The 17,821-nt window shown below is 73.2% G+C and carries 20 protein-coding genes; 8 read left to right on the top strand and 12 right to left on the bottom strand.

All coding sequences use genetic code 11. The features are described from left to right. Nucleotides 1-43: 43 nt before the first annotated feature. Entirely contained in the window at nt 44-634 is a 591-nt protein-coding gene (locus HWD93_RS01395) for a TetR/AcrR family transcriptional regulator (protein ID WP_070417389.1), read from the top strand. A gap of 19 nt (nt 635-653) precedes the next feature. On the opposite strand, the gene HWD93_RS01390 is transcribed toward HWD93_RS01395, so the two are convergent. Beyond that, nucleotides 654-1,274 (bottom strand): GNAT family N-acetyltransferase, encoded by a 621-nt coding sequence (locus HWD93_RS01390; protein WP_261645810.1) that lies wholly within the window; start codon nt 1,272-1,274, stop codon nt 654-656. 116 nt (nt 1,275-1,390) lie between these two features. On the opposite strand from HWD93_RS01390, the gene HWD93_RS01385 reads away from it, so the two are divergent. Next, nucleotides 1,391-1,831 carry an NUDIX hydrolase gene (locus HWD93_RS01385; RefSeq protein WP_070417388.1) on the top strand — a complete coding sequence of 147 codons (441 nt, stop codon included), beginning with the start codon at nt 1,391-1,393 and terminating at the stop codon, nt 1,829-1,831. Nucleotides 1,832-1,865: 34 nt separating this feature from the next. Here HWD93_RS01385 and HWD93_RS01380 read toward each other — a convergent pair whose 3' ends face one another. Together HWD93_RS01380 and HWD93_RS01375 are read right to left on the bottom strand one after the other, a co-directional pair. Then, the gene (locus tag HWD93_RS01380) at nt 1,866-2,063 is read right to left on the bottom strand and encodes a hypothetical protein (RefSeq protein WP_092385707.1); all 198 of its coding nucleotides are present in this window, start codon (nt 2,061-2,063) and stop codon (nt 1,866-1,868) included. A gap of 90 nt (nt 2,064-2,153) precedes the next feature. Further along, nucleotides 2,154-2,522: a VOC family protein gene (locus HWD93_RS01375; RefSeq protein ID WP_071302231.1), complete on the bottom strand. Its 369-nt coding sequence runs from the start codon at nt 2,520-2,522 to the stop codon at nt 2,154-2,156. A 69-nt stretch (nt 2,523-2,591) separates the two neighbouring features. Between HWD93_RS01375 and HWD93_RS01370 the strand changes: the two genes are divergently transcribed. Both HWD93_RS01370 and HWD93_RS01365 read left to right on the top strand, forming a co-directional pair. Further along, a complete protein-coding gene (locus HWD93_RS01370; protein ID WP_261645917.1) occupies nt 2,592-3,218 on the top strand; it encodes a nucleoside/nucleotide kinase family protein in 627 nt (208 codons plus the stop codon). A gap of 37 nt (nt 3,219-3,255) precedes the next feature. Beyond that, nucleotides 3,256-4,089, top strand: a complete 834-nt coding sequence (locus tag HWD93_RS01365; protein ID WP_261645809.1) for an SDR family oxidoreductase — start codon at nt 3,256-3,258, stop codon at nt 4,087-4,089. Here the strand turns inward: HWD93_RS01365 and HWD93_RS01360 are convergent. The 5 genes from HWD93_RS01360 to HWD93_RS01340 form a co-directional block, all read right to left on the bottom strand. After that, the gene (locus HWD93_RS01360; protein WP_261645808.1) at nt 4,040-6,274 is read right to left on the bottom strand and encodes a glycosyltransferase family 39 protein; all 2,235 of its coding nucleotides are present in this window, start codon (nt 6,272-6,274) and stop codon (nt 4,040-4,042) included. The genes HWD93_RS01365 and HWD93_RS01360 overlap by 50 nt on opposite strands. Nucleotides 6,275-6,496: 222 nt before the next feature. After that, nucleotides 6,497-7,762, bottom strand: coding sequence for a CynX/NimT family MFS transporter (locus HWD93_RS01355; RefSeq protein ID WP_261645807.1), 1,266 nt, complete (start codon nt 7,760-7,762; stop codon nt 6,497-6,499). Then, nucleotides 7,759-8,421, bottom strand: a complete 663-nt coding sequence (locus tag HWD93_RS01350; protein WP_071302228.1) for an HAD hydrolase-like protein — start codon at nt 8,419-8,421, stop codon at nt 7,759-7,761. The genes HWD93_RS01355 and HWD93_RS01350 overlap by 4 nt, the downstream gene beginning before the upstream one ends. A 91-nt stretch (nt 8,422-8,512) precedes the next feature. Next, nucleotides 8,513-9,208, bottom strand: coding sequence for an endonuclease NucS (gene nucS, locus HWD93_RS01345; protein ID WP_070417381.1), 696 nt, complete (start codon nt 9,206-9,208; stop codon nt 8,513-8,515). 9 nt (nt 9,209-9,217) lie between these two features. After that, entirely contained in the window at nt 9,218-10,543 is a 1,326-nt protein-coding gene (locus HWD93_RS01340; protein ID WP_254791785.1) for an MFS transporter, read from the bottom strand. 93 nt (nt 10,544-10,636) lie between these two features. Here HWD93_RS01340 and HWD93_RS01335 point away from each other — a divergent pair, with 93 nt between their 5' ends. The 3 genes from HWD93_RS01335 to HWD93_RS01325 all read left to right on the top strand — a co-directional run bounded on the left by HWD93_RS01335 (nt 10,637) and on the right by HWD93_RS01325 (nt 12,299). Continuing rightward, complete coding sequence (locus HWD93_RS01335) at nt 10,637-11,839, top strand: LacI family DNA-binding transcriptional regulator (RefSeq protein ID WP_261645806.1); 1,203 nt, start codon at nt 10,637-10,639, stop codon at nt 11,837-11,839. Nucleotides 11,840-11,905: 66 nt separating this feature from the next. Next, nucleotides 11,906-12,085 carry a hypothetical protein gene (locus tag HWD93_RS01330; RefSeq protein ID WP_156794799.1) on the top strand — a complete coding sequence of 60 codons (180 nt, stop codon included), beginning with the start codon at nt 11,906-11,908 and terminating at the stop codon, nt 12,083-12,085. Continuing rightward, complete coding sequence (locus tag HWD93_RS01325) at nt 12,078-12,299, top strand: hypothetical protein (protein WP_139199237.1); 222 nt, start codon at nt 12,078-12,080, stop codon at nt 12,297-12,299. Before HWD93_RS01330 ends, HWD93_RS01325 begins: the two co-directional genes overlap by 8 nt. Here HWD93_RS01325 and HWD93_RS01320 read toward each other — a convergent pair. After that, nucleotides 12,296-12,853 carry a hypothetical protein gene (locus HWD93_RS01320; protein ID WP_261645805.1) on the bottom strand — a complete coding sequence of 186 codons (558 nt, stop codon included), beginning with the start codon at nt 12,851-12,853 and terminating at the stop codon, nt 12,296-12,298. The genes HWD93_RS01325 and HWD93_RS01320 overlap by 4 nt on opposite strands. 179 nt (nt 12,854-13,032) lie before the next feature. Between HWD93_RS01320 and HWD93_RS01315 the strand changes: the two genes are divergently transcribed. After that, the gene (locus HWD93_RS01315; protein WP_261645804.1) at nt 13,033-14,478 is read left to right on the top strand and encodes a family 20 glycosylhydrolase; all 1,446 of its coding nucleotides are present in this window, start codon (nt 13,033-13,035) and stop codon (nt 14,476-14,478) included. Nucleotides 14,479-14,533: 55 nt separating this feature from the next. Here the strand turns inward: HWD93_RS01315 and HWD93_RS01310 are convergent, their stop codons facing one another. From HWD93_RS01310 to HWD93_RS01300, 3 genes are read right to left on the bottom strand one after another with little or no spacing between them, the layout of a single operon-like run. Next, nucleotides 14,534-15,175: a GNAT family N-acetyltransferase gene (locus HWD93_RS01310; RefSeq protein ID WP_261645803.1), complete on the bottom strand. Its 642-nt coding sequence runs from the start codon at nt 15,173-15,175 to the stop codon at nt 14,534-14,536. Nucleotides 15,176-15,205: 30 nt separating this feature from the next. Continuing rightward, nucleotides 15,206-16,441: a lipopolysaccharide biosynthesis protein gene (locus HWD93_RS01305; RefSeq protein WP_261645802.1), complete on the bottom strand. Its 1,236-nt coding sequence runs from the start codon at nt 16,439-16,441 to the stop codon at nt 15,206-15,208. Next, nucleotides 16,438-17,748 (bottom strand): MATE family efflux transporter, encoded by a 1,311-nt coding sequence (locus HWD93_RS01300; RefSeq protein ID WP_261645801.1) that lies wholly within the window; start codon nt 17,746-17,748, stop codon nt 16,438-16,440. Before HWD93_RS01300 ends, HWD93_RS01305 begins: the two co-directional genes overlap by 4 nt. Between the last annotated feature and the right edge of the window lie 73 nt (nt 17,749-17,821).

Here is a 17,821-nt window from a genome sequence, read left to right as displayed (position 1 = left end):
TGGCGACTCGCGGGGCCGCCGGGTCCCCCGGAGAATCGACGGCATGCCCGAGTCCGACGCCGACCTGCGCGCCCGCATCGTCACGGGCGCCATCGAGGCGTACCGCGCGTCGGACTTCCACACGGTCGGTCCCGCCGAGGTCGCCGCTCACGCCGAGGTCCCCGAAGCCGAGGTCCGACGGGTCTACCCGCTGTGGGAGCTCCTCGTCGTCGCCGTCATGGACCGGTGGAACAACGGCAGCCGTCGTGCGCTGTGGGTCGTCGCCGAGCGCTCGGGCGCGGTCGCGTACCTCCGCGCGCGACTCGAGGTCGGCCGTGACGACCCCGCACTGGTCCGGCTCCGGGTCGCGTTGCTCAGTGCCGCCTCGAGCCCCGACCACCCCGCGGCCGGCTGGTTCCGCGGGCAGTACACCCGCTCGTTCGAGGACGTGACGCTCGCCCTCGTGCGGGACGTCGTCGCCGGACGGGAGCCGCGCGGCACCTCGCCCCGGCACGCCGCCGAGCAGCTCGTCGCCCTCTACGAAGGGCTGCAGCTGCAGTCGCTCCTCCGCGACGACGCCGATCCCCTCGCCGGGTTCGACCGCGCGGTGGCACGGATGCGGGTCGGCTGGGCGTCTGCCGCCGCGACCGTCTGAGCGGACACGGGCCTGGTCGTCAGCAGTCCTTCCGGTAGACCCAGCGACGCGGTGTCGGGTGCGACACCTCGGTGAAGCCCGCCGCCTCGAACACCGACCGCGGTCCGACGAACATCGCGCCGCCGCCGTCCGTCGCACCCGGAGCCGGTTCCGTCGGGTACCCCTCGACCGCCGTCGCACCCGATCGACGCGCGTGGTCCACCGCCCCGCCGAGCAGCGCGCGGCTGACGCCCTGCCGACGGAAGCCCCGCCGGACGACGAAGCACGAGACCACCCAGACCGCCGGGTCGTCGGGGTCCTCGTCACGCCCGCTCCACGGCACCTTCGCGCCGCGCAGCCGAACCAGCCCGGGCCGGGGTTCGACCGCCACCCACCCCACCGGTTCGCCGTCACGGTAGGCGACCACTCCGGTCGTCGTGCGTGCCGCGGGGTCGCCGCAGCCGGTCTCCCGGTGGAAGCGCTCGCGGCGTTCGTCGTTCGGCATCGCCCGGAACTCCGCCGCCGAGGCCTTGAACCACCGACACCAGCAGTGCGCCGGATCGCCGCGCTCGCCGAAGACCAGCTCGAGGTCCGTCCACGCCGCCTCGTTCGCGGGCAGGCAGGTGATCGCGCCGAGGGGCGTCGGGGTCGAGGTCGTCATCGTCACCGTCCGGGAGTGCGTCGGTGCCGGTCACGGTAGTCCGGTCCTGGCGCGTCGGTCCTGGAGGCGCGGCGCGGCTCGCCGACGTCGGCGCACGCACCTGGCATGGTCGGCTGATGGAGTACACGGACTACGACACGCGGCTCGCCGCCTACGGCGTGATCACCGACGGTGACCGGGTGCTCCTCGCAAAGCTCCGGATCCCCGAGGCGGGGACGTGGACGCTCCCCGGCGGCGGGGTCGAGTTCGACGAGAGCGTCGAGCAGGCCGTCGTCCGGGAGATCCGGGAGGAGACCGGGTACGAGGCGTCCGTCGGGGAACTGCTCGGTGTGCGGCACCACATCGTGCCGGCCGAGCGTCGCATCCACGCGAACGGCCGGGCGATGAAGGCCGTGCAGGTGGTCTTCCGGGCGTCGATCACCGGCGGGGCGCTGCGTTCCGAGGAGGACGGGTCGACCGACGAGGCCGCGTGGATCCCGATCGCGGACCTGCCGCACCGGCGACACGGGCTCGTCGTGCCGATCGCCCTCGGCTGGGCTGGCGTCCTGCCCCGCTGACCCGCTGACCCGCCCGGATGCGGGCCGGTGCGTTTCAGCAGGGCCGTGGCCGACTGCGGTCGCCCAGCAGGAACGAGATGTTGTCGAGTGTCTCGCGGGCGCAGTACTCGTCGACATCGAGGTCTCGCCACGCCTCGATGGGGGCGAACTCACGTTCGTCCAAGTTCCACTTGCGGTACAACTCGGCGCGCTCAGCACGCAGCTCGTCGTGATCGGCGATTCGTATCAGCATTGCGGTCTCTCCTTCGTCGGGAGAGCGAGCGTAGGACGGCCTCGGACGAGCACGCGAGCTTTCTGCATACAGAATGTCGCGCGACTCCCGCTACTGCTCGAGGACGCTCAGCACGTTGCCCGAGGGGTCGGTGAACCACGCGATGAGCGGGCCGCCCTTGCGGTTCACGCCCTTCTCGTCGGTCATCCCCTCGTAGTGCAGGAAGGTCACACCCTTCGCCGCGAGTTCGTCCACGGCGTCGTCGACCGACGGCACCGGGAAGTTCAGCACCGTGAAGGACGCCGGCTCGTGCGCGGGACCCTTGGGGTAGACGAGCACGCCGTGCCCGTCGCCGAGCTGCAGGAAGAGCATGCCGTGGTCCTCGGTGACCTCGACCCCCAGAACGTCCTCGTAGAACGCCTTCGCCTCGGGCACGTCACGCACCGAGAACCCGCTGAACGCCTTCGTCGCATCGACCATGCGGCAAGTGAACCACCCGGGACCGGTGTCGGCGCGCTCTGCCAGGATGAAGCCGTGCTCCCGCCCGAGATGTCCGTCGACGACGCGGTCGACCGCGCGATCCGGCTCGCCACGGACGGGCAGCGCACCGTGCTCGGCATCGCCGGCGCTCCCGGTGCCGGCAAGTCGACGCTCGCACGCCGGATCGTCGCGGGGGTGGACGCAGCGCTCGGTGCCGGCACCGCGGTGCAGGTCCCGATGGACGGGTTCCACCTGGCGAACACGGCGCTGGACACCCTCGGCCGCCACGACCGCAAGGGCGCGATCGACACCTTCGACGGGGACGGCTACGTCGCGCTCGTCCGTCGGCTGGTCGCAGGCGACGAGGCCGTGGTGTGGGCACCTGACTTCGACCGGCGCGTCGACGAACCCGTCGCGGGCAGCATCGCCGTCCCGCAGCGCACCCGGCTCGTGGTGTCCGAGGGGAACTACCTGCTCGACGACAGCGATCCCTGGGCAGCGCTCGCCGACCTCTTCACCGAGACGTGGTTCTGCGCCGTGGACGACACCGTGCGCGTCGATCGTCTGGTGGGCCGGCACATGCGGCACGGCCGCGACCACGAGGCGGCCCGCACCTGGGCGGTCGAGGTCGACGGTGTGAACGCGGTGCGGGTCGCTCCCACGGTGATCCGCGCCTCCAGGACCGTCCGGACGTGACCACGAGACCCCAGCGACGACCACGACAGGAGCGACCATGACCATCGCACTCACCGGCGCGACCGGCAAGATCGGCGGCGCCGTGGCGCGCGCCCTGGCGGACGGCGGTGTGCCGTTCCGGATGATCGTGCGGGACGCCTCCCGGGCGCCGGATCTCCCCGGAGCCGAGGTCGCGATCGCGTCGTTCGGCGATGCCGAGGCGAGCCGCGCGGCGCTCGAGGGAGTCGACCTGCTGCTCATGGTCTCCGGCGCCGAGGCGGTGGACCGTCTCGCCCAGCACCGCTCGTTCGTCTCCGCTGCCGCGACGGCCGGCGTCCGGCACGTGGTCTACACGTCGTTCGTGGGCGCGGCGGCGGACGCGACCTTCACGCTCGGTCGCGACCACTGGGCGACCGAGGAGGCGATCCGGGCGACCTCGATGGCGTACACGTTCCTCCGGGACTCCTTCTACCTGGACTTCGTCGAGGACCTCGTCGGCGAGGACGGCGTGATCCGTGGACCGGCGGGCGACGGGGCCATGGCAGCGGTCGCGCGAGCCGACGTCGCCCGGGTCGCGACCGAGGTCCTGCGGAACCCGGCGGCGCACCTCGACCGGACGTACGAGCTGACGGGGCCCGCGGCGATCACCCTGCACGAGGCGGCTGCCACCGTGTCCGAGGTCCGTGGGCGCGAGGTCACCTACCACCCGGAGACGCTCGAGGAGGCGTACGCCTCGCGCGCGCAGTGGAACCCGGAGCCGTGGCAGGCGGACGCGTGGGTGAGCACCTACACGGCGATCGCCGAGGGGGCGCTCGCGCGGGTGTCGGGCGACGTCGAGCGGGTCACGGGGCGCCGGCCGATGTCGTTGCGCGAGGTGCTGCTCGCCGGCTGACGCGGCCCGCGCCGGCGGCGGCGGGTCGGGTGTCGAACCACGATTCCGACACCGAACCACGTGATCGGCGCGGTTCGATGTCGGATTCGTGGTTCGACCCCGCCCGCGACTCCGCCGAGCGCGTCCCCGGCCGCGCCCGCGGCGCCGCCGGCCCGCCCAGCCGGTCCACCGACCGGCCCGGCAGCCCGCACCGCCACACCGTCCACCCGATGCCCGTCACCGCCCACGGGTGCGCCGGCACCCGCGCCCCCGGGTCGACGTCGGCGACCGCCCGACAGCCTCCCGCCAGCGCCGCCCGCAGCACCGGATCGGTCCGGGGCGCCCCGGCCTGCACCACCAGCACCCGGAGTCCGCCGGCGATCCGCTGCCGCACCTGCCGCGCCGTGAACACCGGCACCGTCCCCGAGAACCCGCCGTCGGTCAGCACCGGCAGCCCGGTCGCGTCGATCACCGGCGACGAGATGCGCCACGTGTCGGTCAGGAAGAGCGGCACGCTGGCGCGGTACCCGTCGAGGCGCCGCGCCGTCCGGACGAGGTGCCGGAACACGACCGGGTACGGCGCCGAGGACCCACCCCACCAGTCCGGCCGGGAGACCCGGAAGGCCTCGGCCCGACCGTCCGGAACCCGCCAGCGCGGGACCCACGATCCGACCGAGGCGTCGCTCCCGCTCCCGTCGCGTGCGGCGTCGAGCGCCTGCAGCGAGAAGGCCGCGGGGCCGGCGACGAGTGCGAGTCCGGCTGCCAGGGCGATCGCGGCCCGGGAGGCGCGGTGCCGGCCCGGCCCGCGCGTCCCCTCCCAGCGTGGTCGCCACAGGAACGCGACCACCGTCGCGAGCACGGCCGCGACCCCGACGACGAGGGCCGGCGTCGCGAGCACCTCCGGCATCGCGGCACCTCGGGCCAGGAACGCCCACCACGCGAGCTGCGCGGTCGCCAGGAGCACCGGCACCACCCGGAGCCACGCCGAATGCGCCCGGACCAGACCGACGGCGCCGCGCCACCCCAGGGCTGCGAGGACGGCGAGCTGCACACCGACCGCAGCGACGTACGCGGTGTGCGGCACCTTCGCCACCGAGAGCACGACGGCCGCGGTCACGAGCCAGACGGTGACCACGAGCAGCGTGGCCGAACCGGCACGGGTGTCGAACGCCCGACCGAAGACGCTGCCGACCCGCGTGCCGGACCGGCGGACGAGGAGCAGGACGCCGGCGAGCACGACCGCGAACAGGGCTGCGGGCAGGAGCCAGGCCACCTGCGACGCCAGGTGCGGCTCGATGAGCTTCGTCACGCCGCCCGGACCGCCGAGGCGCGCTGGCCGGGCGGCGGGACCCTCGGTCGTGCTGACGGAGCCGGGCACCGCTCCCGGCAGGAACCGGTCGATCCCGTTGTAGCCGAACACCATCGCGAACGGGCTGTCGTCGGTCGAGCCGTCGATCCAGGGTCGGGCGCCCGCCGGGGTGAGGGCCAGCCCGACCACCCACGCGAGCGACGCCGCGACCGACACCGCACCGAGGACCACCGCGCGACCGATGCGGGCGCCGGTGCCGAGTCGGGTGCCGTCCCGGCCGGCCGTGGCGACGAGCGTCCCGAGCACCAGTGCGGGCAGCACGAACCACGACTGCAGCATCTTCGCCTGGAACCCGACGCCGACCGCGAGCCCGGCGGCGACGAGCGGCCACCACCGGCCCGTCATCGCCGCCCGTTGCCAGCAGAGCAGGGCGACTGCCAGGGCCGCCGTGACCATGCCGTCCTCCATCGGGTGGGCGAACATCGACACGAAGATCGGCGTCGTCGCCGCTGCACCCGCGGCGACGAGCCCCGTCCCGACCCCGGCCCACCGGAGTCCGACGAGCGAGCAGGCCCACAGCGTGACCAGACCCTCGACGACCTGGGGGAGCGCGAGTGCGGCGGTGGAGTCGCCGAACAGCCGGATGCTGAGCGCCTGGGGAACGGCGAACCCGCTGAGCTTGTCGAGGGTCATCGTCGCCGAGGGGTCGAACGCGCCGGAGAAGAGCGCCGGCCACGACTCGGACATCGACCGGGCGGACGCCTCGTAGAACCCGGAGTCACCGCCGCGGGCCAGGTTCCACCCGAGCAGCACGGTCATGCCGGCCGCGATCAGGAGCAGGGCGCAGCGTGCCGCGAGCGGCTGGTCCCGCCACCGTGCGGGTCGTCGAGTGTCCACCCTCCGGACCTTGGCCGCCCGGGATGACGGTGGACCGGGACGGTGCCGCCAGCTCGCCCCGAAGTCACGCGCGGCGCTGAGACGACGTGCGGGTGCGACCGGGCCGCACCAGCGGATCCCCGGTCGAGCCGGAACGGGGTCTCAGGCAGCAGCGTGCCGGACGGCAGCAGGCCGGACCGCAGTGGGCCGGACAGCGGCCCCGACGGCAGCGGCCCGGTGGACTCAGGCCACCCGTCGGGCCGCGAACGTCCCCACGATCCCGAGGGTCAGCACGGCGACGAGCACGACGAGCAACGGTGCCGTCCAGTCGCCGGTGATCCCGTGCAACGAACCGGCGACGAGCGGCCCCGCGGAACCGAGCAGGTACCCGCCACCCTGCACGAACGCGGACATCCGCCGCGCGTCGGCGTCGCTCGACACGATCCGGACGATCACGATGAAGATCACCGTGATGCCGCCGCCCTGTGCCGCGCCGCCGAGGACGGACCAGAGCAGCCAGAGCTGCGGGGCGAACAGCAGCCCGAGCGGCATCGCGAGCCAGAGGAACGCGACGAGGGCGATGATCGCGCGGGGACGCCACTTCGCCGCGAGCACGGGGACACCGAGCGCCCCGACGACCGCGAGGATCTGGAACACCGACGAGCTCGCCCCGGAGGACGCCTTCGAGAAGCCGATCTCGTCGTGCAGCAGCGTCGGGATCCACGCGGTGAGGGCGTAGTACGAGAACGCCTGGCCGCCGAACGCGAGGGTCAGCCCCCAGGTGATGAGCCGACGAGCGGGGCGCACCTGCGCGGACCCCGCACCGCCGTCGACCGTCCGGATCGCACCCGTGCCCAGGACCTGGTCGATCGGCCCCGTCTCGACGACGGGCTCGGACGCCGTCGGGCGGCGCCACGCGGCCCGGGCACCGACCGCGTAGGTCCAGGCGAGACCGGCCACCACGGCGAACACCGCCCAGACCGCGATCGCGACCGGCCAGCCCCAGCTCGCGGCGATCGGCGCGGTGCCGAGCGAGGTGATCATCGACCCGACGTTGAGCGCGGACGTGTAGACGCCGGTGACCAGGCCGACCTGCTCGGGCGAGGTGTCCCGCCGGATCACGACGGGGATCACCACGTTGCCGATCGTGATGCCGATGCCGATCACGGCGGTGCCGACGAGCAGCGCCGCGGACGAGGGCATCGAGCGGACGACGGTGCCGACGAGCACGATGACGAGGGAGAGCGACACCGCGCGCTCGGGGTCGGCCTTCGCGATGACCCAGCTGGCGAACGGCGTCGCGAGCGCGAAGCAGAGGACCGGGATCGTCGTCAGCAGCCCGGCGACCGTCGCGGTCAGACCGAGGTCCACGCGGACGTCGCCGATGACCGGGGCCGTCGCGACGATCGGCCCGCGGAAGTTCAGCGCGATGAGGACGATGGCTGCCGGCAGCAGCCAGGCGGCACCGCGCAGTCCCGCCGCGGTCCGGCCGCCCGCCCCGGTCGTCACGAGGACGGCAGCAGGATCGGGAGCAGGTCGAGCGGGGTCGCAGCCTGCGCGATGGTGCCCTCGGCCTCGGCGGGGGAGCCGTAGCCCCACTCGGCGAAGATCGTCGGGACCCCGTGCACGGCCGCCCCCTGGACGTCGTGCAGGCGGTCCCCGATCAGCACCGGACGGCTCGTGTCGAACCCGCGGGCGTCGAGCCGGCGCAGTGCTTCCTCGACCACGTCGGCCTTCGACGACCGGACCTCGTCGTCGCTGGCACCCGTGATGATGTCGATGTCGCCGGTGAGGCCGTAGTGCTCGAGGATGTACGTCGCCGGGGTCTCGGGCTTGCTCGTCGCGGTCGAGATCGGCAGCCCGGCGTCGTGCAGGGTGCGCAGGACGACGTCGATCCCGGGGAACATCGTCGAGTCGAGGGCACCGTGCGAGAAGTAGTGCTCGCGGTAGACGGACAGCGTGTGCTCGGCCTGTTCGGCGTCCATGCCCATCGCCGTCGTGAAGGTGTCCATGATCGGCGGGCCCACGAACGACAGCAGCGTCGCGTGGTCCGGCACGGGGACCCCGACCTTCCGGAACGTGTGGGTGAGGCTCTCGAGGATGCCCGGCGCGGAATCGCTGATGGTGCCGTCGAGGTCGAAGAGGATGGCGGAGAACGGGCTGGTCATGTCCCACTCAGCCTAGCCGGGGCCCTGGTGGCGACCGCCCGGCGGGCGCGGCGTCACCGCCGGACGCGAGCCGCGCCTCCAGTCCGACCGCTCAGAAGAGGCGGGTGTGGCCGCCCTCGATGCCCCGCATCGCGTCGTAGTCGAGCACGAGGACGCGGATCCCGCGGTCCTCGGCGAGGGTGCGCGCCTGCGGCGCCACCGTCTGCGCGGCGAGCACACCCTGCACCGGCCGCAGCAGCGGATCGCGGTTCATGAGCTCGAGGTACCGGGTGAGCTGCTCGACCGCGTCGATGTTGGCGTTCCGCTTCATCTCGACGGCGACGCTCGCCCCGGCCTCGTCGCGGGCGAGGATGTCCACCGGGCCGATCGCGGTCATGTACTCGCGGCGGACCAGCGTGTGGCCGTCGCCGAGGAGCTCGATCTGCTCCGCGAGGAGCTGCTGCAGGTGCGCCTCGACGCCGTCCTTCACGAGGCCCGGGTCGACGCCGAGGTCGTGGGACTCGTCGGAGACGACCTCGTACAGGGAGACGATGAGCTTGTCCTGCGTCTTCTTCTGCGTGACCGTCCACACCTGCGTGATGCCGGCGCTCGACTGCTCTTCGTCCGGCTCGGTGATCTCGATCGAGCACGGCGGGCTCATCCAGTTGAGCGGCTTGTAGCTGCCGCCGTCGGAGTGGACGAGCAGCGAACCGTCGGCCTTCAGCATGAGCAGACGGGTCGCGAGCGGCAGGTGGGCTGAGAGCCGGCCCGCGTAGTCGACGGAGCAGCGGGCGATGACGAGACGCACCCGGAGAGCCTAACCGGCGTCCCGACCGCCCGTGGTGCTGTCGGCGCTCGTGGCCGCGTCGGCGCGCTGGGCCTGGAGGCGCGGCTCGCCCCCGCCGTCCACGTCGCCGCCACGGCGGGTCGGCCGGGCGGCGGCGCCGCGCTCACGGGCAGCGCCCGACGCGAGTCCCGCCGCGATGATGAACACGAAGACCACCAGGAGCGCACCGAGCAGCCCCACGTGCTCGCCGAGGAACCCGATGAGCGGCGGTCCCGCGAGGAACGCCACGTACCCGATCGTCGCCACGGCGCTGACCCGAGCGGCGGCGGTCCGGGGGTCGTCGGCCGCGGCGGACATGCCCATCGGGAAGCCGAGGCTCGCCCCGAGACCCCACAGCACGACCCCGACGATGGCGAGCGGCACGTTGTCGATGAAGATGAGCATGCCGAGGCCGACGACCGCGACGGCGGCGCTGATGCGGAGGATCGGCACCCGCCCGAACCGGTCGATGAGCGGACTGCCGGCCACCCGGCCGACGGTCATGGCGGCGAGGAACACCGTGAGGACGGCGGCGCCCGCGGCGTTGTCGAGGCCGTGCCCGTCGATCATGGCCAGCGGCAGCCAGTCGTTCGCCGAGCCCTCGGCCAGGGCCATGCCGAGCACGATCACGCCGATGAGCAGGGTCGACGGCTGGGCCCAGACCTGCCAGCGGCTGACCGGCGTCGGCACCGGGCTGGTGTCCGTGGCGACGTGCTCCTCGAAGCGGTGCTCGTCCTGGAAGTGCGTGACGGCGACGAGCATCGCGGCACTCGTGACGACGACGAGGACGATGAAGTGCCACGCGACCGGGACCTCGAGCGCCTCGGCGAGGGCTCCGAGGCCGGCACCGGCGAGCGTGCCGAGGCTGAACGCGGCGTGGAACAGCGGCATGATCGTGCGGCCGCCGGCCTTCTCCGCCGCGGCGCCGGACACGTTCATCGACACGTCGCACAGGCCGTTGCCGAACCCGAACGCGATGAGCGCGATCCAGATGGCGGCGAAGCCCCACCCGAGGCTCACCGCCAGTCCGGCGAAGACCATCCCGAGGGCCAGGCACGCTGCGGCCACCTGGACGCCGCGGCGAGCCCCGAGCTTCGCGACGATGTGCCCGGCGAAGGTCAGGCCGCCGATCGAGCCGACCGCCATGCCGAGCACGAGCAGGCCCATCTCGAAGGTGCTCGCTCCGAGGGAGTCGCGGACGCTCGGGATCCGGCCGAGCCAGGTCGCGATGTCGAGGCCGGACAGGGTGAACACGACGAACACCGCGGTGATCCAGGCCCGTGTCGAGGGTGTGGTGCGGGCGGACGTCGTCGTCATGGTGGTCCCATCGTGCTTCGCTGCTGTGCTGCCGTGCGTGTCGCGGCTCGGTCGAATCGATTCGACCGCTGTTTCCGGCTACGCTAACGGGCGATGGACGAACCGGCAACAGGACCCGGCGCGTCGCGGACGGAGCACCACCGCGAGGACGCCGCCGATGCCCCGCGCGCCAGGGCGGTCCCGGCCGGTCCCGTCCCGGTCCGCCCCCGACGTCCGACCCTCACCGCGGTGGCCCGCGCTGCCGGGGTCGCGCCCTCGACGGCCTCGCTCGCGTTCAGCGGCAGCGGCCCGGTCTCCGAGGACGCCAAGGCCCGCGTGCTGGCCGCTGCTGCCGAGCTCGGTTACGGCGGCCCCGATCCGCGTGCCCGTTCGCTGCGCCGCGGTCGCTCCGGCGTCATCGGCGTCGTCATGGACGAACGGCTGAGCGATGCCTTCCGCGACCCGGTGAACGTCCTGACGCTCGACGGCATCGCCGAGGTGGCCGGTGCCGCCGGTGCCTCGCTGCTGCTCGTCCGGAGCCCCCTCGACGACGAACAGGGCGCCGTCCCCCTCGTCGACGCCCCCATGGACGCCGTCGTCCTCGTCGGGTGCAACGTGCGGATCGACCCCGCGGTCGCCGTGCTCCGGCGTCGGCAGATCCCCGTCGTCGCGATCGAGGCGGACGACATCGAGGGTGCGGTGCCGATCCAGCTCGACAACCGCGAGGCCGCCCGCCGCGCGGCAGCATTCCTGCGCGACCTCGGACATGAGGCGGTCACCATCGTGTCGCTGCCGCTCGACGGTGCGCACCGCCGCGGGCCGATCGACGCCGAGCGCGAGGCCGCTGGCATCGCCTTCACGTCCCTCGAACGCCTGCGCGGGGTCCGTGGGGTCTACCCCGACTCGGTCGCGATCGAGGCTGCCGGCAGCTCGGTCGAGGAAGGCCGGATCGCCGGCACCGCGCTCTTCGCCCCCGACGGGCCCCGGCCGACCGCGGTCATCGCGCAGAGCGACGTCCTCGCCGTCGGGGTGATCTCGGCCGCCCTCGACGCCGGACTCCGTGTGCCCGAGGACGTCAGCGTCGTCGGGTTCGACGGCATCACCGTGGACGACAGCCTGTTCCACCGCACGCGCATCCGGCAGCTGACCACGCTCGTGCAGCCGTTCGTGCAGAAGGGGCAGGCGGCGGCCCGTGCTGCCCTGGCGATGCTCGAAGGGGCCGAGCCCCAGCCGGCGGCGTTCCGCTCGGAGCTCCGCATCGGGGACACGACGGGGCCGCCGCGGGCGGAGGGGCCGGCGGACGGGAGCCGGCACTGAGGTGTCCCGCGGGCTACGATGCACACGAGGCTCGACCGAGAGCCTCGTGACCGATGGGGGCGCTGCGTGTTCTTGACCTTCCTGGTCCCGGTCGTGCTCGTGCTGGTCGTCGTGATGATCGTGCTCGCAGCGCGGGGATCGATGCAGAAGAGCCCGCTCCAGGAGCAACAGGACGCCGAGGCGCGAGCACGACGCGCTGCCAAGCGTGCAGCCCGCGAAGCAGACCGCGAAGCCGACCGTGACTGACGGCCGGAGACTCGTGACGACGGGGGTCGTCGTCCTCGGGATCGGCTTCGTCGCGACGGCCGTCGGGTCGGTCTGGGTGATCCTCAGTCCGATCGGAGGCGGCGTGAACTTCGGCGCTGCGGCGGTGTACTTCGGCGGGATGCTGTGCGGTGTCGTGGGCCTCGTCCTGGGCATCGCCGGACTGGTCGCACTCCGGCGGGGACGAGCGCGCTAGCGTCGCACCTCGGTCGTCGGCTGCGCTGCAGCAGTCGATCGGAGGTCGTGCCGCCGACGTTCGCGTCTGCGGTGGGCAGCGACGACGAGCAGCGTCGACACGGCCGTCACGGCTGCCACACCGATCACCTGAGCCGTCACGGGCCACGGGAACAGGTACGGCACGAGCAGTTGGGCGAGACCCGACGTCCCCGCCACGAGCAGCGTCAGGATCATCACGGCGGCCACGTCGCCGGTGACGCTCGGACGGCGTCGACCCAGCCACCGGTCGGGCAGACCCGCGAGTGCGCCCGCGGCGAGTCCGAACACGAACACCGCCGCCGCCCCGCCGATCATCGCCGGCGTCATGATGAGGATGAACGGCAACGCGGCGGGGGAGCGCTCGACGACGGCACCCACCACCACGCTCGCGGTCGGCACGACCACGACGGCCGCCGCTCCCGCCCACGCCGTCGTCAACGGGAGGACGGCGAGCAGGGTCCGGCGTGTGCCCGTCGTCTCGGTCTCAGTCGTGGTCGTGGTCGTGGGACCGGGGGCCTCGGCGGGGGAAGACACCCGATCACCCTAGGGTGCGACCCGTCGTGCCGGGCCAGCCTCGTCGCAGGGGACGGCGTCCAGTACGATCGTGCGATCCTGCTCGGACCGTCCGCGCCGGAGCGGTTCGAGGGTGGGGTGCTGTGGGGCTCGGGAGACGCGATCCGGATGCGAGGACGACGGCAGCCTCGGGGTCGCGCGTGAAGCGCAGCATCGCCGTCGGCCTGGTGATCGCGATGTCGGCGGCAGTCGTGATCGGAGCGGACGCGATCGGCGGATCGGCGGGCACTGCTGATGCGTCCGGAGCTCCGCGGCTGGTGGTCACCAAGGTCACCGCGAGCAGCACCACCACGTCGACACGCACCACGGTGCGCACGACGCTGACGGTCAAGAACACCTCGGTGGCGCGCAAGCCGGCAGCCGACGCGTGGCTCTCCCTGGCGGCCGGGAGCAAGCGGTACACGCTCGGACACGTCTCGGTGCAGTCACTCGCTGCCGGTGCGAGCGCGACGATCCACGCGACGCACACCGCGCCTCCTCGTGCGCCGGCCGGGAAGTACGCGGTCCTCGCGTGCACGGGAGCGTTCTCCCTGTCGAAGTGCGGCACCTCGGCCACGAGCGTCACCACTGCCCGCGCGACCCGGGCACGTCCCGACACCGGCGTGATGCTCGACGTGGCTCGTGCCTACTACCCGGTGGCGCTGATCGAGCAGTACATCGCGCTCCTCGCTGATCACGGTGGTCGCTTCCTGCACCTCCACCTCACCGACGACCAGAACGTCGGCATCGAGAGCGAGGTCCTCGGCCAGACCCTCGCGAACGCCGATCTCCGGGACGGCGTCTACACGAGTCGGATCACCGGTCGGCCGTTCCTCAGCGCGGCGCAAGCGCGAGAGATCTCCCGGTACGCCGCGCAACGAGGCATCGCGATCGTTCCCGAGATCGACACCCCCGGCCACATGGCTGCGGCGTTCGCCCTCCTCGAGGCCGGACACGGCAAGAAGTGGGTGGACCGGATCCGTTCGGGCGAGAGCGAACTCGACACGTCGGTGCCCGGGAGCTCCGCGTTGGCCGCACGACTTCTGCAGGAGGTCACGCGGACCTTCCCGTCGAGCCGCACCGTCCACATCGGCGGCGACGAGTGGGGCGGCGACGTCACCGCCGACGAACGCGTCCGGTGGTTGAACACGATGGCGTCCGCCGTCGGCAACCGTGCGGTGTGGGCGTGGAACGACGGGATCGACCGGGCTGCGATCGGGCGACTGGATCCGCGTATCCACGTCACCTACTGGAGCTTCGACGGCGACACCGAGGACGCGGCGGAACGCCGCGAGCGCCGCGAGCGCCGGGCGGGTGCGAACGACCTGTACGCGGCCGGGATCGACCTGCTGAACTACGACTCGTACTACCTGTACGAGGTGCCGACGGACCTCGATGCGGCCGACAGTGAGTACACCGTCGCCGATCTCCGCGAGAACTGGTCGCTCCGGGCCTGGGACGGGGACTCGGGCGCGCGTCTGGCGGGTCCGATGTCCGGGGCGGCCGTCGCGATCTGGGGCGAGGACCTCGAAGCACCGCCCTCCGAGGCGCTCCTGCGCTGGAGTGCCCCACACGTGTTCGCGATGATCGAGACCGCCGGCTCGTAGGCCCGCGAGTGGACCTCCGGCTCGCCGGCCGTGCCTCCGTCGTCCGAGCGGACGGCTACCGCAGCAGTTCCATCGCGGCTTCGGTCCCCGTAGTCCGCAGCGTCCAGTGCGGGCGGACGAAGTCGTCCCGCTTCAGCCGGACCCGGACTTCGTCCACGACTTCGTCGTCGCGGGTCTGCGCACGAGTCACACCGTTCATCAGGTAGCCGAGCTTCTCCGAGACCTGCAGCGACGGGTGGTTCCACGCCGCCGCGCTCGACTCCGCCCATTCGGCACCGAGATGGTCGAACGCGAACAGCAGGAGCGCAGCTCGCATCTCCGTGCCGAATCCGAGGCCCTGATGAGGCCGCGCGAGCCAAGAACCGCTCTCGACGGTCTTCCGCGCCTCGAAGCGTCGGCCGTGGAGCTCTTGCACGCCGATGGGTGTGCCGTCGTGGAGCACCGTGAAGCTCACGCCCCACGCAGTGCTGGTCACCCCGGACCGGAGCTTCCAGTGGTACTGCGCCAGTGAACGAGCCAGGGCGTCCGGTTCGGCGTCCGTCCACGGGACACCGAACGGCATGCGAGCGGGATCGTGCACGCCGGACAGGGCTGCGTCGACGAGGCCCGGGAGGTCGTCATCGCGCAGCGGCCGGAGCTCCAGCCGCGGAGTGGTGAGCCGCAATCCGAACAGCGGCCAGATTCGCTCGAGGTCCATCGTCCCACGGTACGAGTCGCCGACGGCAGGTTACGGGCTCCCTCGACGCATCCCGAGCCCCACCACCGCCACGAGGTTCACCGCACTCCCCACGAGGAACCCCGTCGTCCCCCCGGCCACCCCCGCGACCGGCCCGAGCACCGCCATGAGCACCGCCCCGACGACGAACCCGGCCACCGACGCCAGCGCCACCTGCCGCGACCGCCCCGCCGCCAGCAACAGCGCCGCCGGCACGAGCCCGACGGTGAACACCCACACTCCGACCATCAGGTACCGCAGGTCCGCCACGGCCGCAGCGCCCTCGGCCGGGTAGACGATCGGCAGGAACCACCCGGCGAGCAGCGCCACGAGGCCGAACACCACGGCGGTGCCGGCAGCGAAGCCGACCACCAACAGGACGGCCCCGCGGGACCGGAGCGACCCGCCGTCCGTCCGGTGGGCGAACGCCGGCACGAGCACCTGCCCCAGCGCCTGCCCGAGCATCGACGCGGGGGTCGCCAGGGTGAACGCGGCCGCGTAGACGCCGGCGTCGTGGGCGGAGACGGTGACCTGCGCAGAGATCATCGTCAGCTGGAGCAACCCGTTCGATGTCACCACCGCGAGCACGTTCCACCCCGCGAACCCGAGCACCCCGCCGACGGGTTCGCGAGCAGCAGGCCCGAACCCGTTCCCCCGCGGCCAGCAGGCGACGGCGAAGACGGTGTACCCGATCGCGAGCGGCAGCAGCACGAACGGCTCGAGCCGGGCAACGCAGGCGAGCACGAGCAGCCCGAGCGCGAGCACGCTCGTCACGCCGTCCCACAGCGCGACCTTCGGAGCACGGCCGTACCCGAGCTGCGCTCCGCGGGCGTAGCAGTACAGCCCGTACCCGACGACGACCGCGACGCCGCCGAGGACCGTGCCCGGGCCGTTGCCCCACGCGAGGGCGATCGGCACGGTGACGGCGGCGAGCACCAGGGTCGAGACGAGCATGGACAGCCCGAGCAGCCGGTTCACCGCGGCGTCGGAGCGTCGTCCGCGCAGCGCGATCGCCAGGTACCGCGATGCCGTGTTGCCGGCGGCGTTCGGCCAGAGCAGCGCGGCGAAGACGGAGAGCGACAGGAGCGCGGTGGTCTGCCCGAGGGTCTCGGTGCCGAACACCCGACCGACGACGACGGTCACGAGCAGCTTCGCGACGCCCTGCACCCCGATGCCGACGGTGGCGAGCGCGGCCGACGACGCGACGGACGAGGCCGCGGCCGGAGCGGGAGCCGGACGCACGCTCACCGCGCCAACGCCTGTTCGACCCACCCGCGCCGGTGTGCCCGCACCCCGAGCGTCACCGCCCGCACCCCGATGTACCCGAGCGCGAACGCGGCCCACAGCCCCGCGAGGGTCCCACCCGCCCACCAGAGCAGGGGCAGGTACACCACGAGGTTCACCCCACCCGCGATCGCCAGGTACCGCGCGTCCCCGGCGCCGATCAGCACCCCGTCGAGCACGAACACGTAGCCCGCGACCGGCATCCCCACGGCGATGAGCACGAGGACGACGGGCAGCGCGCCACGCACGGCGGACGAGTCGGAGAACACCGGCCCGAGCACCCCGCTCACGGCGAGGGTCAGCATCCCGAGCAGCACACCGCCGGCGATCCCGAGCAGGACGAGCCGCCGCGTCACCAGCCGCACCCGCGCCGGGTCCCGTGCCCCGAGCCCGTGTCCGACGAGTGCCTGCCCGGCGATCGCCAGGGCGTCGAGCGCGAACGCCAGGGTGGAGAACACGGTCAACCCGACCTGGGTGGTCGCGAGCCCGGTCGTCCCGAGCCCCGCGGCGGCGCCGACCGTCGCGAGCATCGCCACACGCAGCGAGGCCGTCCGCAGGAACAGCCAGGCACCGGACCGGAGCGCCCGCGCGACACCCGAGGCGCCCGGCCGCAGCGGTGCCCCCGAGGCCCGCGCCGCGCGGACCGCGATCCGGACGTAGACGATCGCCATCGCCCACTGCACGATGACGGTGCCGGCGGCCGACCCCTCGACACCCCAGCCGGCGCCGTAGATGAGGGCGGCGTTGAGCAGCCCGTTCGCGACGAACCCGACGGTGGCGACGACGAGCGGCGTCCTCGTGTCCTGCAGTCCGCGGAGCAACCCGGTCGAGGCGGTGACGACCAGGATCCCGGGCAGCCCGATGAGCGACACCGTCAGGTAGGCGGTCGCCGCCGCCGACACGTCGGCCGACGCGCCGAACAGGTCGACCAGCGGTCCGGCGAGCGGCCAGCCCACGAGCGCGAGGACCACGCCCAGCACGAGCGCGAGCCACATCCCGTCGATGCCGGCGTGCACGGCCCCGCGTCGATCGCCTCCGCCGAGCGCGCGGGCCACGGCCGGGGTCGTCGAGTACGCGAGGAAGACGAGCAGCCCCGTGACGGTCTGCAGGACGGCGCCGGCGAGGCCGACGGCAGCGAGGGGCGTCGCACCGAGGTGCCCGACGAGCGCGGTGTCGGTCAGCAGGAACAGCGGCTCGACGACGAGCGCACCGAGCGCCGGCACCGCGAGGCGGACGATGTCGCGGTCGACCGCGCGCCGCTCGGTGGTCACTGCGGGTCGCGTCGGTCCGGGCACCGACCCATTCTGGCGGCGATGCGGACCACGCGTGGTGCGCGCACGCCCG

It is taken from the genome of Curtobacterium sp. C2H10, from assembly GCF_025407985.1.
Taxonomy (GTDB): Bacteria; Actinomycetota; Actinomycetes; order Actinomycetales; family Microbacteriaceae; genus Curtobacterium.
Note: the sequence above shows the minus strand (reverse complement) of the source record. Positions and strands in the feature narration are given on the sequence as shown.

Excerpts from the sequence above, each read along its gene's own strand:
- HWD93_RS01395 (WP_070417389.1), top strand. The coding sequence starts at position 44 with ATGCCCGAGTCCGACGCCGACCTGCGCGCCCGCATCGTCACGGGCGCC.
- HWD93_RS01340 (WP_254791785.1), bottom strand. The coding sequence starts at position 10,543 with ATGACGACGACGTCCGCCCGCACCACACCCTCGACACGGGCCTGGATC.
- HWD93_RS01380 (WP_092385707.1), bottom strand. The coding sequence starts at position 2,063 with ATGCTGATACGAATCGCCGATCACGACGAGCTGCGTGCTGAGCGCGCC.
- HWD93_RS01335 (WP_261645806.1), top strand. The coding sequence starts at position 10,637 with ATGGACGAACCGGCAACAGGACCCGGCGCGTCGCGGACGGAGCACCAC.
- HWD93_RS01350 (WP_071302228.1), bottom strand. The coding sequence starts at position 8,421 with ATGACCAGCCCGTTCTCCGCCATCCTCTTCGACCTCGACGGCACCATC.
- HWD93_RS01390 (WP_261645810.1), bottom strand. The coding sequence starts at position 1,274 with ATGACGACCTCGACCCCGACGCCCCTCGGCGCGATCACCTGCCTGCCC.
- HWD93_RS01310 (WP_261645803.1), bottom strand. The coding sequence starts at position 15,175 with ATGGACCTCGAGCGAATCTGGCCGCTGTTCGGATTGCGGCTCACCACT.
- HWD93_RS01385 (WP_070417388.1), top strand. The coding sequence starts at position 1,391 with ATGGAGTACACGGACTACGACACGCGGCTCGCCGCCTACGGCGTGATC.
- HWD93_RS01365 (WP_261645809.1), top strand. The coding sequence starts at position 3,256 with ATGACCATCGCACTCACCGGCGCGACCGGCAAGATCGGCGGCGCCGTG.
- HWD93_RS01375 (WP_071302231.1), bottom strand. The coding sequence starts at position 2,522 with ATGGTCGATGCGACGAAGGCGTTCAGCGGGTTCTCGGTGCGTGACGTG.
- HWD93_RS01370 (WP_261645917.1), top strand. The coding sequence starts at position 2,592 with ATGTCCGTCGACGACGCGGTCGACCGCGCGATCCGGCTCGCCACGGAC.